Source organism: Paenibacillus sp. S-38 (genome assembly GCF_049942825.1).
Classification (GTDB): domain Bacteria; phylum Bacillota; class Bacilli; order Paenibacillales; family NBRC-103111; genus Paenibacillus_G.
Genome location: NZ_CP187970.1, coordinates 7,898,367 through 7,917,145, shown reverse-complemented (window position 1 = coordinate 7,917,145; position 18,779 = coordinate 7,898,367). Strand labels below are relative to the sequence as shown.

Annotated in this window: 17 protein-coding genes; 12 read left to right on the top strand and 5 right to left on the bottom strand. The window is 60.2% G+C overall.

All coding sequences use genetic code 11. The features are described 5' to 3' along the window. The first annotated feature begins 125 nt into the window (after positions 1-125). The 5 genes from ACP26L_RS34680 (at position 126) to ACP26L_RS34660 (ending at position 3,561) form a co-directional block, all read left to right on the top strand. Positions 126-962 (top strand): stalk domain-containing protein, encoded by an 837-nt coding sequence (locus tag ACP26L_RS34680; protein WP_426450120.1) that lies wholly within the window; start codon positions 126-128, stop codon positions 960-962. A 180-nt stretch (positions 963-1,142) separates the two neighbouring features. Further along, positions 1,143-2,318 (top strand): FtsW/RodA/SpoVE family cell cycle protein, encoded by a 1,176-nt coding sequence (locus ACP26L_RS34675; RefSeq protein WP_426450119.1) that lies wholly within the window; start codon positions 1,143-1,145, stop codon positions 2,316-2,318. A 21-nt stretch (positions 2,319-2,339) separates the two neighbouring features. After that, positions 2,340-2,834 carry a hypothetical protein gene (locus ACP26L_RS34670; RefSeq protein WP_426450117.1) on the top strand — a complete coding sequence of 165 codons (495 nt, stop codon included), beginning with the start codon at positions 2,340-2,342 and terminating at the stop codon, positions 2,832-2,834. 116 nt (positions 2,835-2,950) lie between these two features. Beyond that, positions 2,951-3,199 (top strand): hypothetical protein, encoded by a 249-nt coding sequence (locus tag ACP26L_RS34665; RefSeq protein WP_426455216.1) that lies wholly within the window; start codon positions 2,951-2,953, stop codon positions 3,197-3,199. Positions 3,200-3,261: 62 nt separating this feature from the next. Continuing rightward, positions 3,262-3,561 carry a hypothetical protein gene (locus ACP26L_RS34660; protein ID WP_426450116.1) on the top strand — a complete coding sequence of 100 codons (300 nt, stop codon included), beginning with the start codon at positions 3,262-3,264 and terminating at the stop codon, positions 3,559-3,561. A gap of 214 nt (positions 3,562-3,775) precedes the next feature. Here ACP26L_RS34660 and ACP26L_RS34655 read toward each other — a convergent pair whose 3' ends face one another. Continuing rightward, the gene (locus ACP26L_RS34655) at positions 3,776-3,925 is read right to left on the bottom strand and encodes a hypothetical protein (RefSeq protein ID WP_426450115.1); all 150 of its coding nucleotides are present in this window, start codon (positions 3,923-3,925) and stop codon (positions 3,776-3,778) included. A 274-nt stretch (positions 3,926-4,199) separates the two neighbouring features. On the opposite strand from ACP26L_RS34655, the gene ACP26L_RS34650 reads away from it, so the two are divergent. The 3 genes from ACP26L_RS34650 to ACP26L_RS34640 all read left to right on the top strand — a co-directional run bounded on the left by ACP26L_RS34650 (position 4,200) and on the right by ACP26L_RS34640 (position 7,804). Further along, positions 4,200-4,727 carry a hypothetical protein gene (locus ACP26L_RS34650; protein ID WP_426450114.1) on the top strand — a complete coding sequence of 176 codons (528 nt, stop codon included), beginning with the start codon at positions 4,200-4,202 and terminating at the stop codon, positions 4,725-4,727. A gap of 150 nt (positions 4,728-4,877) precedes the next feature. Further along, positions 4,878-5,957 carry a hypothetical protein gene (locus tag ACP26L_RS34645; RefSeq protein ID WP_426450113.1) on the top strand — a complete coding sequence of 360 codons (1,080 nt, stop codon included), beginning with the start codon at positions 4,878-4,880 and terminating at the stop codon, positions 5,955-5,957. Between the two features lie 311 nt (positions 5,958-6,268). Beyond that, positions 6,269-7,804, top strand: coding sequence for an MDR family MFS transporter (locus tag ACP26L_RS34640; protein WP_426450112.1), 1,536 nt, complete (start codon positions 6,269-6,271; stop codon positions 7,802-7,804). A gap of 227 nt (positions 7,805-8,031) precedes the next feature. Here the strand turns inward: ACP26L_RS34640 and ACP26L_RS34635 are convergent, their stop codons facing one another. Next, positions 8,032-8,346: a hypothetical protein gene (locus ACP26L_RS34635; RefSeq protein WP_426455248.1), complete on the bottom strand. Its 315-nt coding sequence runs from the start codon at positions 8,344-8,346 to the stop codon at positions 8,032-8,034. A 238-nt stretch (positions 8,347-8,584) separates the two neighbouring features. Here ACP26L_RS34635 and ACP26L_RS34630 point away from each other — a divergent pair, with 238 nt between their 5' ends. After that, positions 8,585-9,919: an MFS transporter gene (locus tag ACP26L_RS34630; protein ID WP_426450110.1), complete on the top strand. Its 1,335-nt coding sequence runs from the start codon at positions 8,585-8,587 to the stop codon at positions 9,917-9,919. A 217-nt stretch (positions 9,920-10,136) separates the two neighbouring features. Here ACP26L_RS34630 and ACP26L_RS34625 read toward each other — a convergent pair whose 3' ends face one another. Then, entirely contained in the window at positions 10,137-12,575 is a 2,439-nt protein-coding gene (locus ACP26L_RS34625) for a transglycosylase domain-containing protein (protein ID WP_426450108.1), read from the bottom strand. 724 nt (positions 12,576-13,299) lie between these two features. Beyond that, positions 13,300-13,758 (bottom strand): hypothetical protein, encoded by a 459-nt coding sequence (locus tag ACP26L_RS34620; protein ID WP_426450107.1) that lies wholly within the window; start codon positions 13,756-13,758, stop codon positions 13,300-13,302. 421 nt (positions 13,759-14,179) lie between these two features. On the opposite strand from ACP26L_RS34620, the gene ACP26L_RS34615 reads away from it, so the two are divergent. Continuing rightward, positions 14,180-14,929, top strand: coding sequence for an SDR family oxidoreductase (locus ACP26L_RS34615; RefSeq protein WP_426450105.1), 750 nt, complete (start codon positions 14,180-14,182; stop codon positions 14,927-14,929). 135 nt (positions 14,930-15,064) lie between these two features. Then, entirely contained in the window at positions 15,065-15,769 is a 705-nt protein-coding gene (rluF, locus tag ACP26L_RS34610; protein WP_426450104.1) for a 23S rRNA pseudouridine(2604) synthase RluF, read from the top strand. A 2-nt stretch (positions 15,770-15,771) separates the two neighbouring features. Here the strand turns inward: rluF and ACP26L_RS34605 are convergent, their stop codons facing one another. After that, positions 15,772-16,464 carry a response regulator gene (locus ACP26L_RS34605; protein WP_426450102.1) on the bottom strand — a complete coding sequence of 231 codons (693 nt, stop codon included), beginning with the start codon at positions 16,462-16,464 and terminating at the stop codon, positions 15,772-15,774. Positions 16,465-16,700: 236 nt separating this feature from the next. Between ACP26L_RS34605 and ACP26L_RS34600 the strand changes: the two genes are divergently transcribed. Further along, on the top strand, positions 16,701-18,761 hold the full coding sequence (locus ACP26L_RS34600; RefSeq protein WP_426450101.1) for an ATP-binding protein: 2,061 nt from the start codon (positions 16,701-16,703) through the stop codon (positions 18,759-18,761). The last annotated feature ends 18 nt before the right edge of the window (positions 18,762-18,779 follow it).

The window sequence follows — 18,779 nt, the reverse complement described above, 5'->3', positions numbered from 1 at the left end:
CTACCATCTATTTGACAACGCTATCACAATTTCATATGCTGGTATTTGGTGCCTATAGGGGATGACTGGAAGGCGCCGAAATGTAAGTCGTATAAATCATACATACGTGAGGTGCAAGTTCAGCTATGAAGGAATTATTCAGCAAGAAGGTATTATCCGTTCTTACCGTATCGTCTTTATCCCTGGCTGTTGGAGCCTGGGCTTACGCGGACGATGCATTGAAACAGATCAGCGCTTATCAGAATGCCGGTATCTCGATCAAGGTCAACGGCAGTTCTATCGATCTCTCCAGCGAAGATGGCATGATGTACCCGATCATATACGAAGGCCACAGCTATGTGCCGGCGAAGGCTTTGGCCGAAGCGATGGGCGGTACGGTGAAATGGAACAACGACGCGAAGGCCGTTGAAGTGACCTCGGGCGGGTCCCCATCCAGCAGCGCGGGGATTCCGAACAAGGACAACAGCACACCGGCTTCCAAGCCGGCCGCTTCGACCGGAAAAGCACCTGTGGCCTTCTACACGCCATCAACGCCTGCCAGCACCATGTATGAAGAGAACAAAAAGGCGGCCGCCGAAGTGCTTAAGCTTTATGCCGATGCCTTGAAGACCGGCAGCACCACGGCGTTGGAATCTTGGATGAAGAACAGCTTCCAGGAAAGCGAATGGGGCAGCACTTCGTACGAGACGGCCAGCAGCGGACTCTCCCGCACCATTGAAGCATACCGCGAGGAGTATGACGAGCAGGTCCTGGGGGCCTTTGCCGATAGCTTGGTATCCAAGGCTAATTCTTTATCCTTCAGCGAAGATTCGAAGTCCTCGGACGATACGTACAGCAAAGATCTTGAATATTTTATTGACGTAGAGGGTGCAGGATATAAAGGAAAGCTCGGTGTCTATTTCTTCTATAAGTTGAACCAGGATACGAATAAGTTCTATTTCGGCCAAGCTGCCTTCTATTAATAATCTCGAATGTGCCGCCGCCAGGCTTCCTGCTGTATTGGAAGCCTGGCGGCGATTTGTTATATGGCTGTGTTTTCTTTGTTTGCCTTCAGCATCCGACTTCTCCCGCCCTGAAACAAAACCCCTCCGGATGTCGTCTAACCGTATACATTGAATTTTCCAATTCCGGAGGTCCCTTCCATGCTCAAGACCCATTTCAAAACGCATGACTGGACGCTGACTACGGTCATGCTCCTGTTCTGTGCGGTCAGCATCACGGCCCTCTACAGCGCGACCTACGGTACGAAATTCGAGGGCTATCATGTCAGTATGGGCATGTACTACCTGCTTGGATTTCTGGCGATGTTCGCTGCAGGGATCGTCGATAACGCTTTCTTGAAGCGGATCACCCCGATCCTGTTCGGTGGGGGCCTGCTGCTCCTGGTGGTGGTCCTGGCCCTGGATACGACGATCAATAATGCCAAGGGGTGGATCCGGTTTGGAGGGCTCAGCTTCCAGCCGGCGGAGATCATGAAGCTGTTCCTCGTGCTCATGCTCGCCAGCTTTATTGCCGGGCGGCAGGTGGAGGATGGCCGGATGACGTTCTGGGGGGGCGTGATCCCCAGTGCCGTGATCGCCGGGGTTCCTTTTCTGCTCGTGCTGGTGCAGCCGGATCTAGGGAACGCGATGGCGTTCGTCTTCATTATTGTGTGCCTGATCTGGGTGGGCGGCATGAAGTACTGGCAGTTCCTGCTGATGATCGGGCTGGCCGCGGCGCTGATGATCACCTCGGTTCACTATTATAAGATCTATCACGAGCCGATCGAGCAGTACTTCAAGGCAAAGGAGAAGGAGCGCTGGGTGGAGCGCATCGACACCTTCCTGTATCCCGATAACGTGGATAAGGACAAAAAGTACCACATCGACAGCGCGGAGCTGGCCATCGGGTCTGGGAGCCTGGAGGGTGAGGGGTATATGCAGGGCACGGCGCGGCGGGGGTTCGTGCCGTATGTGTATGCGGACTCGATCATCGTGGTGATCGCCGAGGAGTTCGGGTTCCGGGGTACGGCGCTGCTTCTCATGCTCTACATGGTGCTCATTTACCGGATCGTCCTTGTGGCGATTACGGCGCCTGACTCCTTTTCCCGGCTGCTTGCCATAGGCATCGCATCCATGTTCCTGTTCCAGATCTTCCAGAATGTCGGCATGCACCTGAGGCTGATGCCGCTGACAGGCATAACGCTGCCCTTCATCTCGTACGGCGGTACGTCCCTGCTCACCAACATGATCGGAGTGGGCATCGTGCAGGGCATCCGGGCGCGTACGGCAGCAGCGTCGACGGGTGGGGAATGGACTCCGGTGGGGAAGGCGTTATAGCCGATCGAGGGGAGGACAGCAATGAATTCGTATGCCAAAATCACCCTTTTCCTGCTGACCGCGGTCTTCCTGCTTGGGACCGGATACTGGGCGGGGAACCGATACCCGCTGTCCGGTGCCCGACCGTGGATTCAGTCCAGCCAGCCTCCGCTGCCTGGAATTGAAATAGATGGGCAGGCGGTGAACGTGGTGCGAGGTGGGTTTTCCTGGTGCTCGGGCTCGATACTTTTTCATAACTCAGGAATTTGTTCCACCACCGACAGCCCGCCCATGATAACGATCCTGAAGGATCACAAGGAACCTCCCGCCCAAGTAAAGCCGAAGGCGAAGATCGAAACACAGGCGCCGCCCCGGATCAAGGAATTTACAATGACGAGGCTGGAAGGAAGCGCCGGAGACGATCCCTACGCAGTGCCGGAACAGCCGGGCGTGTATTACTACCGCATCTACTGCGAGTGGTTCTCGGATCAGGGGGATGCGGAGTTCGGTTTTGCCGTGGAAGTGAGGGAGGAGTAAAGCATGCGTACAGCTAGAGCCATCCGCTGCTTATCGCAGGGTGATCAGGAGGGTCGTACTGCTGCGAACCCCGATTGGTTTGGCAGTGGAGCTGAGGAGCGAAGGGAGTGAGCCCAATGACCGGGCAGCGTGAGCAGTGTGAAAGGAAGCATGAAACGGAGCCTACGATTGGGGTGAAGGCCCTGTCAGAGGGAATTCCCCTCATGGAGGAACTGGCCGAGATCCAGCGGATCGAGGGAGGAGGACCACCCAAGCCGGCGGATCTGTCGGCAATGCCTCGTCCTGTACGGTGGTTCGGGTACTTTTCTATGACTGCGGCGGCCGCGATGACTGTGGCAGGGCTCGTCCTGACCCTGTGGGATTGAAGTGGGCCGGGCAGATCAGGCTGGCAGACTGAACCGGCATCCGGAGGGGGGAATCGTATCGCATGGCAGCATCAAGACAAAAGCCCGTTCCTTCGATCGTTTGGGGACTGCTGCTGCTCGCTCTTCTATGGACGGGACTCTATTATTCGCAGATGCTGGACCTTACGTATGCAGGAGTCACCGTTGTATCCAAAGGGGAAAACCGGGTGGTGCTGCGCAGGGAAGACGGGTCGCTGCAGACCGTCAGCGCGGAGGAGAAAGAGCTGCGCTCTATGACGGTAGGTGAGAAGTATATTGTGACCTATGGGCACAATCGCCTGCGCAGACCGTTCCTTATGAAGGTGGAGCCGTATCCGGAGTGAGAGAGCAGAGCAAGCGCCGAAGGTCATCGCGGAAAGCCGGAGAGGCTGCGCTTTCGGTAACCGAATTCTTTGGCGGCAGGGGTAGTTAGGCATCCTGCCGTCCAAGGACGCCGTCTGCTGCTGAGAGTTCGGGAACGGCCTTGCCGTTTTTCCCACGTCCAAAAGACGCCGCAGGCTTTCAAAGCCCGGCGTCTTTTTTCCTATAGGCGGCTGCCTACTTTTTCTCTTTCTGCGTAGCTCCGACCAGGTTCTTCGTCGTCTTGGCGCCTTCCAGGGTATCGTTGACAAACTCCATATCCTGGTTCTCCGCGGACATCGAAGCGGTGCCTTCGTAGTTGCCCTTATGCTTTTTGTTCTCCGACATGCTGTTTCCCTCCCTTCGGCTGCGGGTTTTCATGCGTACTTCCTGTTTTACCATGCGCACCCCGAAGGCTGATTATTCCGATGCGGTGAAGGCGTAGCGGCTCTCCAAGAGAGCTTGCTGCTAGAACACGAGGCATGGCTGCCGGGCCGAAGGGAACAGGGGGTAATAGCCAGTACCGTGGGAGTGCGTTCATGCGGAGGTCGCTGCTGATTTGACTGGAATATGGCATACTATAAGGTAGTGAACGTTTTGGGAACGAAGGGGAGGAAGCACCATGGCCAAAAATAACATCAAAGTACCGTTCGGCTACGAGCCGCCGACAGGCAAGGGGACGCTGAAGGGAACCTTGTGGGTATACGATTCGTTCGAGGGCTACACGGAGCAGGAGCTGACCCGGCTGCTGGCGCTTTCGGATGAGCGCAGGCTGGCGCGCGTGATCTTCTACCCGCTGCATGAGGAGACGCTGCGGCGCATGGTGAAGGGCGAGCATACGCCTTACTATAAGCGCGTTCAGGCGCTGGAGGACATGCTGGAGCACACCGATACGGACGTGGATTACACCATAGAGAGCTTCGAGAACAAGCGCAAGAAGTACACGCCGGCGGATTATGCGTTCCGCTTCCTGGAGGAGAAGTACCAGGGGCCGTTCTTCTTGTATGTGACGGAGGAGACCGCCAATCTGCTGGCCGGGTACGAGAGCTTCGAGACATGGATCAAAAAGGTGCGGTTCTTCATCGACGGCGGCGGGGGCCCGCTCCATCCGAAGCTGCAGGAGTATGCCGGGCGCTGGGAACGGGTCTAAGCTCCGCCGCCTGCCGGAACGGCCTCCTCCAGAATCCCCCTCGCTCTTCGGCGCCCCCAAAACCCGCAGACCCTCCGAACCGTGTAGCACAACAAGATTACATGGAAGTCCCGAAGGATAGCATCCGCGGGCGAAAGGGGAAGCGGGAACATGGGAGCATATAAAAAGACAATCGGCATCGTACTGGGGGCGCTGCTGCTGACCGGTACCGCCTATGGTGCGTTATCCGTCGGGGGGACGGAAGTATCTGCGGAGGTATCACAGGAGGTGCACGGCACCTTTGCCGGTCTGTCGGGCAGCAACCTGAAGCTGGATACGGGCAGCGGCGTCACCTCCTACATGCTGGCGGCCAATGTATGGGTATACCGCAATTCGCAGAAGTCAGCAGCGGAGGACCTCAAGCCTGGGGATACGCTGGAGGTCATCCTCAACAGCAAGAATCAGGCGGCCTATATCAAGGCGACCGGCCAGACACCGGCTGCGGAGGCCGAAGTGCAGACCGAAGTGCAGACGCAGACCGCTGCTGAACAGACGGCAGCGCCGGCCGTAGAGACGGTGCCGGCTGCAGCGGCAGCATCGACGGAGACCGAAGCAGCTGCTGCAGCGGTGACTGCGGACAGCACGGCAGATACGGCGGCCGCTGCGGCTGTGGTGAGCGGCTGGGCGTGGGAGAAGCTGGAGCTGGAGCTGAAGAGCGGCGGGCTGCTGCTCAAGGTGAAGCATGAGCCGGGTGACAGCGACGAAGACGGTTCGGATATTCTGATCCAGACCAAGGACAAGGCTGTGGTGCATCTGACGGGAGCGGAAGCGGAGAAGCTGCTGAGCCTGGTGCTGCAGGGGCTGCCGAACGACCGTGCAGCGTGGGAAGAAGCCCTGAAGCAACGTCTGGCCGGCCAGTTCCGGATCGAAGCATCCGAGCTGAGCGAGTGGGAGCTTGAGGTCGATTGGAATGAGAACGGCCAGGGCGTGACACCTGTCCTTCCGCCGCAGAACCCGAAGGCCCAGGGCCGTCATGACAACGGCATCGGGCAGGAGAAGCAGGCCGCGAAGCTGCAGGCAGCCGTGCAGGCGTCACAGCCGGCGCTGGAGACCAAGCCGGTCCAGGAACAACCGGGCCAGCAAGGCAAAGCTTACGGCAAGGACAAGGATAAAGAGAAGGACAAGAACAAGAATCATGAGAAGAGCAAGGGCAAAGGCAAGAATGAAGAGCAGGAAGGCGAGGACGATTAATCGTCTCTGTCGCTGAACATCACCGCCGTGAGGCGCTGCGCTGCATGCGCAGGCTCAGACTGCTAAGAGGCAGGTCCCGTCAAAGGGATCTGCCTCTTTTGGCGTCTGCGCCGCATGAAGCAGCCGGGCGGATTGGGGCCTGTCAAGCCGCAGCCTGAATGAGCGCAGCCGTCTTGTGCGGCCGCAGGATGTCATGCGCGCAGGAGGCAGGCGGACGAACGGGCGGGCCAATCCTGACACTCTGTTGTCACTGTTAGGGGTTATAATCGGAGGTGTGAGATGAGATGGAAGTGGAAGGGAAGTTGAACGGTGTGAGTACTGGACAAAACAAAATAGGAGTCGTTGTCGCCGGACTCCTGCTCGCGATCCTGATGGCCTCGATGGATAATACGATCGTGGCTACCGCGATGGGGACCATTGTAGGCGAGCTGGGCGGACTCGACAAGTTCGTGTGGGTGACCTCCGCTTATATGGTGGCGGAGATGGCGGGCATGCCGGTCTTCGGCAAGCTCTCCGATATGTACGGGCGCAAACGCTTCTTCGTATTTGGGGCGATCGTATTCATGGCCGGGTCGATGCTGTGCGGCATCGCGGACTCCATCGTGGAGCTGAGCATCTACCGGGCGGTGCAGGGCATCGGGGGCGGGGCACTGGTCCCGATCGCTTTTACGATTATGCTTGATGCCGTGCCGCCGGAGAGCCGGGGCAAGCTGGGAGGACTGTTCGGTGCGGTGTTCGGGATGTCCAGCATCTTCGGTCCGCTGCTCGGGGCTTACATTACGGATTACATCAGCTGGCACTGGATCTTCTATATTAACCTGCCGCTGGGGCTGATCTCGTTTATCCTCATTGCGTTCTTCTACCAAGAGTCCCATGAGCACTCCAGGCAGCGTATCGATTGGACCGGTGCGGTGACACTGGTCGGTGCGGTCGTCTGCCTGATGTTCGCCCTGGAGCTGGGCGGCAAGCAGTATGCCTGGGGATCGGCGCCGATTCTCGGGATGTTCGCCGGATTCGCCATCCTGACGGCTGCCTTCCTGTACGCCGAAACGCGGGCGGAGGAGCCGATCATCTCGTTTCGTATGTTTCTCAGCCGCCTCTATGCGACAAGCAACCTGATCGGCATGCTGAGCGGCGCGGCTTTCATCACGGCTTCGGTGTACATTCCGATCTATATCCAGGGCGTGCTGGGCGGCAGCGCGACCAATTCGGGGTTGGTCCTGCTGCCGATGATGCTGGCCTCGGTCGTCACGGCCACCGGCGGCGGCTTCCTGATGAACAAGCTGCCGTACCGTTCGATCCTGCTGCCTACCCTGGCTGTTCTGGTCGGAGGCCTGGCACTGCTGACGACGGTCACGCCGGATACTTCCCGCTGGATGGTGACGGTGTACATGATCCTCGTGGGCCTTGGGATCGGCGCCTCTTTCTCGGTGCTCGGCAATGCGGCGATCCACCCCTTCTCGGCGAAGATGAGGGGGGCGGCGAGCTCCACGCTCAATTTCCTCCGTTCGCTCGGGATTACCGTGTTTGGGATTATTCAAAGCCATTCGCTCGCCGGCAAATTATCCGATGCCTTCAGCGCAGGCGGGGGCGGGGAAAGCGGGGCTGCCATGCCTGCGGGTCTAAACTTCAGCGACCCGCATGCGCTCCTGGATCCGGCTGCCCGTTCGGGGCTTCCGGCCGCGGTGCTGGGGCAGATCGCACAGGCGCTCTCGTCTTCGATTGCGCTGACCTTTGCCTTGTCACTGATTCCGGCCGTGCTGGCCTTGGTCACGGCCTTCGTGATGAGCAGGGAGCAGCTCGATCCGGAGGCTGAAGTGAAGGGAGCCGCGGCTTCCTCCCATTAGTGCAGTGGTTGGGCCGGCTCTGGTCCAGGGCCTCCAGCGCGAGGGCATAACGATGAAAGAGCCCGCTTCTACCCAGCGGGCTCTTTCATCGTTCGTAAGAAATACGTGTTCGATCTGACCGGTGTACCCGGAATGCCTCGCGTGCGCCGCACCGTTACTAAGGGCGGCGAAGCCGTGGATCCCTGATGGACCGGCTGCTCAGACCGCGGACAATGCCGGGGCTTAGTTCAATCCTGCGGCGTCTGGTCCAGGTACAGACGCGTCACCTGGGTGGAGTCTCCCTGGGAGACCTCGCTCTCCGAAGCCTTTTCCTCCAGCGGGTCATGCGTATTCATGCCCGGCGCGATGGTAGGCTCGTCCTCTTTGCGGGAGGTACTGTTATTGTTGGCATCCGTCTCTTCCCCCTTCTTGGAGTAGGCGATGAGGGTGATTTCGCTGCCGGTCATCCGGGCCAGCTTCGATTCCGCTTCCTGGATGATATCCACAACCTGGGACTGATTGGCCAAGGAAGCGATTTGATACGCATTCGTCTCGATTTTCATCTGTCATTCCTCCAGCTCTGGGATGGAATAAGCTGCATGCAGGCTGCCTCTGCGGGTATAGTGTCCCCTGGTGTACCACAGGGCATTCCAGCAAGAGGAAGGACGGCCCGGCCCTATTTTTGCTGGGAAACATATACAAGTGCATAGATAAAGGTAACATGGTGTGGTATATTCATCCTGTTATCTCGTGTAGGCTCGGACATGGAGCCTGCCAACCATAGGAGAGGGAGGGAATCCCATGCAATGGAACCGGTTGTCCGTCATGGCGAGTATCGTCATGGCGGTTTTGATCTCATCGATGGATACGACGATTATGAATACGACGATGCCCCTGATCGCGGCGGAGCTGGGCGATGAGAAGCTGTATGCGTGGAGCTTCGCTTCCTATATGATCTTGTGCACGATCGTCACACCGCTCAGCGGGCGTATCTCGGACAGCTTCGGGCGCAAGAAGGTGCTGTCCTTCGGCATTCTCGTCTTCCTGATGGGTTCGCTGCTCTGCGGGACGGCGGATTCGATGCTGGAGCTGGTGCTGTACCGCGGGCTGCAGGGTATCGGGGCCGGTGCAATGATCGCCTTCCCGGCGATAATTGCGGGTGACCTGTTCTCTGTGGAAGCCAGAGGACGCATCCAGGCGTTCTTCACCGGCATGTGGGGACTGTCGGCTGTACTGGCGCCATTGCTTGGCAGCCTGTTCATCGAGCAGCTGTCATGGCGCTGGATTTTCTATATCAATGTGCCGATCTGCCTGGCTTCTCTGCTGCTCCTTATTCCTTACAAGGAAAGCTACGAGCCGAAAAAAAGCACGATCAACTGGGGCGGCGCCCTGCTCTTCGGGCTGGCGATCGGACTGCTGCTCATGAACACGGTAGTTACGCACGGCTATTTGTTCTACACTGCAGCGGGTCTTTTGTTCCTGGCCCTATTCGTCTGGAACGAGCGGAGGCATCCGTCGCCGATCGTCCCGGTGGTGCTCCTCCAGAACCGCCCGGTGGCCTGGATGAATCTCAACGGATTCCTGACCTGCGCCGCCTTGTTCGGCACATCCAGCTACATCCCTTATTACCTGCAGCAGCATGGCTATTCCCTGTTCATCAGCGGTCTCGCACTGCTGGGCATGTCGGTGGGCTGGGTGCTTATGGGGGTCCCGGCGGGGAAGTGGATCCTGCGGTACGGCTACCGTCCGCTGCTGGTTACCGGCAACCTGATTCTTGTGCTCTCCGGGCTTCTGCTGCTGTTCCTGCCGGAGGAGGGCGGATTCTTCTACGTCAACATCATCATGGTGCTGCAGGGCCTGGCGTACGGCCTGCTGGCCACGGTGTCGGTCATCGGCGTACAGCAGCTGGTGGCCGCCGACCAGAAGGGGATCTCGACCTCCCTCCAGGTATTCGCCCGCAATATCGGCACAGCCGTCGGCGTCACGATCATGGGCGGCCTGCTGACCGGGGCGCCCGCCTTCATGACGGGGATTCACCGCTTGTTCCTCTACGGCTTCGTCGTTGCCCTGGTGGCCTTGGCTTCCACGGTATTCCTCTACAGGGGGAAAGAGCAAACCGCCGCCCAGGCCGGATAGCAGGCTGGGCTGCAGGAGGCTCGTGCCCGTATACAGAGAAAAAGGACTTCCGGCTTTCATCGGAAGTCCTTTTTGTGCGCTGCTGCGGGAGGGAATGCCGTGGTGTGAAACCTTTCCCTCAGGCCGGTGTCCGTGTCCTGCAGCAGGAGGGGATAAAAGAGAGACGATAGGGCGGAGGGGGCCGGTTGTCGTGGCATGGAGCATGCAGGCGAGGCGGCTAATCGCGATTGTGGCCGAGCCATTGGTCGATTTTCTTGCGGATTTCGCTCTGCTTCTCGGCTGCCTTGTCCCGGGCCTTTTCCTCCTTTTCCTTCTTCGCCTTCTCTTCACGTTCCTTGTCAGCCTTCTCCTGAGCGGCTTTCTCCTCGGCCGCCTTCTGCCGGGCCTCTTCCTCGGCGCGCCGGATTTCTTCGGGGACGGGGAAGCCGGAGACCGGAACACCTTGGAGCGAGCGGGTCATGATCTCGCGGAACAAGGTGGCGGGCACGCTGCTGCCGGTGGTCAGGTAATGCGTCTTGTCGGTCTTGTCATAGCCGACCCAGACGGCCGCCGTCAGCTCCGGCGTGAACCCGGCAAACCAGGCATCCTTGGATCCGTTCGAGCCGATGGCCTGGAACTCGGGGGTCGCCGGCAGCTGGGTGGTGCCGGTCTTGCCCGCCGTCGGCCGGCCCTCCACAGACGCGGCCTGCCCGGTCCCCGAAGGGGACAGTACGCCCTGCAGCAGGGTGGTCATCACATAGGCGTTGACAGGGGTTGTTACGGTCGTCTGCTGGGGTGCCGCCTCAACAAGCTTCTGCCCGTCCTTTGTTGTGATCTTGACGATGGCATGAGCCTGATGCAGGACGCCCTGATTGGCAATCGAGCCGTACGCCTGGGCCATTTGAAGAGGCGAGACCCCCTCGGACAGCCCGCCCAAGGCGAGGCTCAAGGTCCGGTCTGCCGGCGGCAGGGTGATCCCCGCACGCTTCACGAAATCCAGTCCGGCATCGATGCCGATCTCATTGAGCAGCCAGACGGCGGGAATATTCCAGGAGCGCATAACCGCTTCCTGCAGGGAGACCTGTCCCCGTGTCCGGCCGTCCCAGTCGCGCGGCTTGTACCCGCCGATGTCCAGTTCCCCGTCGAACAGAACGGACTGAGGCGTGTAGCCCCTCTCCAAAGCGGGGCCATAGACGGCCAGCGGCTTGAAGGAGGAGCCGGGCTGCCGTTTCAGCTCCGTGGCCCGGTTGAAGCCGCGGTATACGGCCTTGCCCCGCCCCCCGACAATACCCTTAATGAGGCCGGTTGTGTGGTCGATCACCACAGCGCCGCTCTGGACGGGCTGGTCGCCCTGGGTCGCAGGGAAGAGGGAATCGGTGGCGTATACCTGCTCCATCGCCTGCTGCACCTTGAGGTCCATGCCGGTATAGATGCGCAGGCCGAGGGTCAGCACCTGCTCTTCGGAGAAGCCGTACAGCCGCTGGGCTTCGTCCATGACGTAATCGACATAGTGAGCATGCCGTCCCTGCAGCGAGTCCTCGGCCTTCGGCGGCGAAAGCTTGATCGGCCTGGCCGCCGCTTCGGTATAGGCGGCTTCACTGATGAAGTTCTGCTCCTTCATCAGGGAGAGAACCAGGTTGCGCCGCTCAAGCGATTTGTCCGGATTCTTCATGGGAGAGTAGGTGGTAGGGGCCTTCGGCAGCCCCGCCAGCAGGGCGCACTCCTCCAGCGAGAGATCCTTCACGCTTTTGCCGAAGTACTGCTGCGCCGCGCCTTCGACGCCATAACGCCCTTCCCCCATATAGATGCTGTTGAGATACAGCTCCAGGATTTCGTCTTTGCTGTACGTAAAATTGATCTTAACCGCGTAGCCCAGCTCCTTTACCTTGCGGGTCAGTGTTTTGTCCGACTCAAGGAACAGGTTCTTCGCCAGCTGCTGGGTGATCGTACTGCCGCCTTCCTTCATGGAGCCGACCTGAAGGTCCCGCAGCAGCGCCCGGGAGATCGACCACAGGTCGAAGCCCTTGTGCTCATAGAAGCGCCGGTCCTCCACGGCAATCACCGCATTGCGCAGATGCTCGGGCACCTGGGTGAGCGGGACGGGGACCAGCTTCGAGGACGAAAGCTGCGCGACACGCTCGCCGTTGATGTCGAGCATATAGCCGGGCTCCGGCAGCGGGTGCGACAGCTTGGAGATGTCGAGCCCGCGCACCCAGGACACGGCGGCAGCGAGGCCGATCACGGCGGCGGCTGCCGCGCTGACCGATGCGACCAGCAGCAGGCGCCTGCGGCTCTTCGGCTTGGCTGCCGGCGCTGCGATGCCGGCGGCTGCCTCTGCGCGCGCCGCGCTCGCAGGCTCGCCGCCCGCGCGAGCGCCCGCCGCACCGGCGCGTGTCGCGCTCGCCGCCTCGGCTCGTTGCGCGCTCGCGGGCTCGCCGCCCGTGCGAGCGCCTGCAGCACTGGCGCGCGTCGCACTCGCGGGCTCGCCGCTGGTGCGAGCGCCCGCTGCCTCGGCACGCATCGCGCTCGCGGGCTCGCCGCTGGTGCGAGCGCCCGCTGCCTCGGCGCGCGCCGCGCTCGCCGGCTCGCCGCCGGTGCGAGCGCCCGCCGCCTCGGCGCGCATCGCGCTCGCGTGCTCGCCGCCCGCGTGAGCGCCCGCCGCACCGTCGCGGGCCACGCTCGCGGGCTCGCCGCCCGAGCGAGCGCTCGCTGCACCGACACGCGCCGCGCTCGCCGGCCCGTCGCCCGAGCGAGCGCTCGCTGCATCAGCGCGCGCCGCGCTCGCAGGCCCGCCGCCCGAGCGAGCGCCCGCGGGCTCGCCGCCCGAGCGAGCGCCCGCGGGCTCGCCGCCCGAGCGAGCGCTCGCTGCATCGGCGCGCGTCGCGCTAGCTCCTCCCATCTCCCGGTGTGCCGCTGTATCGCTCACACCCACGTCCTCACCGCGTGCCGTCCCTGCCTGATCGCCGTGCACTTTCATGGCTTCTCTTGTTACGCCTGCTTTTCCCCAGGCGGCCCGTGCCGCCTGAAGAGCCGCCCGGCCCTTTCCTCCCGGGCTTTTATCTTTAGAAGAGCTCACGCTCATCGACCCCTTTCCTATCTGCAGCCGGCCCCATTTCGGACCGGGCGTGAAGCCAACCATCTCTCTGGTAATCCTAATGAATTCGTTGCCGCTGCTTTTTTTGAGCTGGTGGACATGCCAAACGATGGTACAATATCCGCCCGAATGTGCGCAACCCGTAATCGGGAACTACTTTCCAAGGCATTAACATACAATCCCTTGAATCTTATAGGATGCAAGCCATCATACCTCCGGCAATAACGCCCGCCCCTGGCCGCCCGTGAACGCAAAAAAAGCCCGGACCGTCATCCGGCCGGGCATCTTGATCGATCGGCTTATCCGTTTACTGAATGGGATCGGGGATTAGGCCTGCCTGCAGCAGCTTCGAATTGGTCTGCACGCGGGCCATCGATTTCCCGAGCCGTTTGACTTCCTCCTCATTGGTGGCCATCATGCCGTTCAGCGCCCGGTCGATCGGTGTCAGCCGGGACCGGCCCGCCGTGCCTTCGAGGTACTGCACGACCTCGGACATCACCTGCTCGGCGGCCATCTCGACGGCCATGGGCACATCACCCGATGAGGCGAAGCCCGCTTCCCGGAGGTCGATCAGGGTCTGCCCGTTATCCTGCGTGTACGTGTACATGCGGTAAGGGTATTCCTTCAGCGAGGCATGGTCGCGGAACTTGATCTCATAGGCTGTGCCATCACGGAGGGAAACTTGCGAGAATCCAAGCGTCGTCAGCGTACGGTGGACTTGGGAGAACGGCTTCATGATCGTCGGCAGCGTCCGTTTGCGTGTCATGGTCAACACTCCTTCGATTGGTGTAAGGGTGTGCCCTGTGGGCACGGGTACCGGCCATCCGTCGTCGAGTGACTCCCGCCTCAGCGGGCCTTCAGTGAACTCCCCTAATCGCAGCAGCAGGGGCACCATCGTGTAAGCTTGATTGGAAAGCGCTTTCCGTTGGCGTCCTGCCTTTTTTGTCTGTACCCCTCTATTACCCGTCCCGGACAGGCCTGAAACACTCCGCCGACCGCGCGGACGACCGCCGGGTTCCATTTGCTTTCGACGGCACGCTTTTTATAGAATGAGGACGGAAGAGCGCTTGCATCCATTCGGCAGCAGGCATAAGCCGCAGCAGCTTGTTCCGAGATCTATCCTGTGTACTACATGCGCAGCCAAACCGGGTACTTTCTATCCATGAAGACGAAAGGGAGAATGGATCATGAACTTGTCGGGCAATACGGTACTGATTACGGGAGGAGCCTCCGGGATCGGACTGGCCTTCGCCGAGCGATTTATCCGGGCGGGCAGTACGGTCATCGCGGCCGGACGCCGGGAGGCGAAATTGCGGGAGGCGAAAGAGCGGCTGCCTGAGCTGCACACGCGGGTATGCGACGTTACGGATGAGGCTGACCGGAAGGCTCTCTACGACTGGACGGTGAGTGCGTTCCCGCAGATGAACGTGCTCGTGAATAACGCGGGCATCCAGCAGCGGGTCAACCTTCTGGATGCGCCGGAGGCGTGGAGCTATTATCGTCAAGAGATCACGGCGAACTTGGAGGCGCCGGTTCACCTGTCCATGCTGTTTGCCCCCCACCTCGATAAGGTGAACCGTCCGGCTGTTATCAACGTGACCTCGGGTCTCGCGTTTACGCCGATGGCGGGGGCGCCTGTCTACAGCGCGACCAAAGCGGCGCTCCACTCCTTCACGATGAGTCTCAGATATCAGCTGGCGCCGTCCGGCATTGAGGTCATCGAAGTGGCTCCGCCGGCGGTGAATACCGATCTCGGCGGCCCGGGGCTGCATACGTTCGGCGAGCCGGTGGATGCCTTTGCCGACGGGATTTTCCAAGGGCTGGCCGAGGGACGCGCCGAGATCGGCTACGGCTCTTCGGAGAGGTCGCTGCGGATGTCCCGCGATGAGATTGACGCTGCATTTCGGATGATGAATGACCGGATGTCCGGGCGCTAGAACCTTCCCCGGCAGCCTCGCAAGACAGAATCCCGGAACCGTCCCTGCGGTGTACCGGGATTTTTTGGTTTCCCGGGCCCCCATGCTATAATGTGGGGGAGAAAAAAGGCCTATTGGCAGTCGGAGTGAACTCATATGCGGATCAATAAATTCATAAGCGAAACGGGGCTGTGCTCGCGCCGGGAAGTGGACAAGCTGGTCGAGGCCGGAAGGGTGACGATCAACGGCCGGCCGGCCGAGCTCGGTTCCCAGGTGGAGGAAGGAGATGAAGTGCGGGTCGACGGAAAGCTCGTCAGCACGAAGAAGCCTCATGTTTATATCGCCCTGAACAAGCCGGTCGGCATCACCTCGACGACCGAGCGCCATATCCGCGGCAATATCGTGGATTTCGTGGGACATAAGGAGCGGATCTTCCCGATCGGCAGGCTCGACAAGGATTCGGAAGGCTTGATTCTGATGACCAACGACGGGGATATCGTCAATAAGGTGCTGCGCTCGGAGTTCGAGCATGAGAAGGAGTATATCGTGACGGTAGACAAACCGATCACACCGATGTTCGTGCAGGGGATGTCCGGCGGGGTGCATATTCTCGGCACGGTGACCAAGCCGTGCAAGGTCACGCGTGTGCAGGACCGCGTCTTCCGGATTGTGCTCACCCAGGGGCTTAACCGGCAGATCCGCCGCATGTGCGCCGCCTTCGGCTACGAGGTGCGGCGTCTGAAGCGGGTGCGCATCATGAATATCCATCTGGGGGATCTGCCGGCGGGCAAGTGGCGCGACCTGCAGCCGGATGAGCTGCAGGTGCTGATGCGCCGCATCGGGCATGAAGCGGATGTTTAATCTTACACGTTGAACTTGTAACCGATACCCCTGACCGTATGAATATACCTGGGGTCGGCCGGATTGTTCTCGATCTTCTTGCGCAGGTTGGAGATATGTACGAGCAGGGTGCGCGTATCGCCGTTGCTGTCGACACCCCAAGTCAGCTTGTAGAGCTGCTCGAGCGACAGGACCTTGCCGGGAGAGCGGGCGAGGTGAAGCAGCAGATCGAATTCTTTGGACGAGAGGGGAACGATGGTGCCGTCGACTCGGACGGTCCGGGAGAGCATGTCGATCTCAAGTCCGGGGAAGGTAAGGTGCTGGGACTCTTCCTTGTGCTGCTCCATCAGGTGGCTGCGCCGCAGATGGGCTTTGACCCGCGCCACGAGCTGTCCGGGTGAGAACGGCTTCGTAATGTAATCGTCCCCGCCGATGCTGAAGCCGAGAATAATGTCCATATCTTCGCTCTTACAGCTCAGGAAGAGGATAGGGGTGTTGGAACTCTTGCGCAGCTGCCGGCACACCTCGATTCCGTCCATCTCCGGCAGCAGGATATCGAGGACGACCAGATCGGGACGGTGCTCCAGCGCCATCGCCAGTGCGTCCGGGCCGTTAGAGGAGGTCAGCACCTCGTACCCTTCTTTTCTAAGGTAGAGGGTAATGAGCTCGAGAATTTCGGCTTCATCGTCTACAACTAATATTTTTTCTCCAGGCATGCGTTTCTCCTCCAAGTGGTTCTATATACTAGGCGCCCGGACCAGAGATGCTGCTTGCAATCCTGTACGGAAAAGGGCGGTCAAGATTCGATGAATATTGGTTATTTCCAAATCCTGATGAGTGCGATACGATAGGATTAGGCGGCGGAAGCCCCATGACGGCCAGAAGGAAAGTGGTACCGATCTTCAAAAACTACTTCTATTATAAAGGTTTTCTTAGCTTTTTTACCATAGTTTTGTTAATTGTACTCGGGACAGGCTGTGCCGCGGCCCAGCCGGAATCCCCGGCGGGGAAACCCCGTGCGGAGAACGGGATCCTCCGTCTGGACGGCCACCGCTTCGACAGGGACGGCAATGTGGTGCTGGAAGGGGAATGGTTCTTCTACTGGCGGAGGCTGCTGACGCCGCTCGAGCTCCTGTCGCCGAGCGCGGAAACGCTGAAGTCCGTACAGACCATGGAGCTGCCCGGATTCTGGAGCGGCCGGACCGTCAATGGGGAAAAGCTGGAAGGCAGCGGCTATGCGACCTACCGGCTCAAGGTCAAGGTGGATGATCCTGTGAATCATCTTGCCTTGTACGTGCCATCCATACGGACCGCCTACAAGGTATGGGTGAACGGGGAGCTGATGGCGGAGGTCGGCACGCTGGGCAAGGATCTGCAGTCGTCCGTGCCCCGCTACAAGTCGCAGGTAGTGAGAATCGACAAGGGCGGCATAGGCACGCTCGATATCGTTCTTCAGGTATCGAACTTCCATCACCGCCTCGGCGGGGTGCTGAAGCCGCTGGAGCTCGGCTCGGTCGACGGCATCAATGACCGCGTCTACAGCTCGCTGGCCTTGGAGATGATCATCATCGGCAGCCTGCTGTCGATGGGCCTCTACCATATCGGATTGTACGCGCTGCGCCGCAAGGAGCGGGGCGCGCTGTTCTTCGGCGTGTTCTGTGTATTGGTCGGCATCCGCGCGACCCTGACCGGCAGCGTCGTGCTGTATTACTTCCTCAAGGATCTCCCCTGGCTGACCGGCATCCGCATCGAGTATATCTGTTTTTTCATCGGGGTGCCGGCGATTCTGATGTTCGTGCGCTCGCTCTACCCGCTCGAAGTGAGGCGGGAGGCGGTACGGACCGCCCAGGGGCTCGGCCTCTTCTTCTCGGTCGCCGTCTTCTTCTTCCCCGCTCCCTGGTTCACCTACTTCATTCCGATCTACCAGGTGATCACGGTCATCGGCTGCATCTATATGATGATGTGCATCGGCCAGGCGCTGGTGCGCCGCAGGGAAGGCGCCGTGTTCGCCGTGGTGGGATCGGGCTCTTACATCACGAGCGTTGTGATCGACATTCTGTACTACAACCAGTGGATCCGCTTCGGCGAGGTGTCCTCGTACGGCCTGCTCTTCTGCGTATTCATGACTTCCTTCATTCTCAGCGCCAAGTCGGCGAAGGCGTACCGCTCCGTAGAGACCCTCTCCCGGCAGATGCGGGAGATGAACCAGGGGCTCGAGGAGAAGATCCGGGAACGTACCGCGGAGCTGCAGCAGATCAACCGGAGCCTGGAGAAAATGAACGAGGACCTCGCCCGGATGGAAACCTCGAGGCGCCACCTGCTCAGCAACATCTCGCACGATCTTGGCACGCCGATGACCCTGATCCAGGGCTATGTCGAGGCGCTGATCGACGGCGTGGTCACCCAGCCGGACCAGCAGCAGAAGTACCTGAAGCTGATCCACGGGCGCATCATCGGCCTCAGCCGCCTCATTGCGGACCTGTTCCAGCTCTCGAAGCTGGAGGCCCGGCAGCTGGACTTCGATATCCGGCCGGTGCCGGCCGATGACTTCATCCGCTACTTCGAGGAACGCTATGAGCTTGAGCTTGCGGGCGCTGGACTGCGCTTCGAGATGATCTCCCATGTCATGAAGCCGGCGGACAGCGATCCGGCCTGGATCCGGGTGGATCTGGACCGGATCGACCAGGTGCTCACGAACATTATCTATAATGCCGTGAAGCATACCCCGGCCGGCGGGCTGATCCAGCTGCTCTTCATCCTGGATGAGTATTCGCTCGTCGTGCAGGTACAGGACAACGGCACGGGCATCGATCCCGAGGACCTGCCTTACATCTTCGACCGCTTCTACAAAAAGGATAAATCCCGCAACACCGCCCGGGGCGGCAGCGGCCTGGGCCTTGCGATCGCCAAGGAGATCATCGACTACCACGGCGGACGCATCTGGGCCCAGAGCATGGTCGGCCAGGGAGCCTGCCTGGCGTTCATGCTGCCGCTCGTGAACCCGGCCGAATGAGAGGCCGGGCCGCCGGGG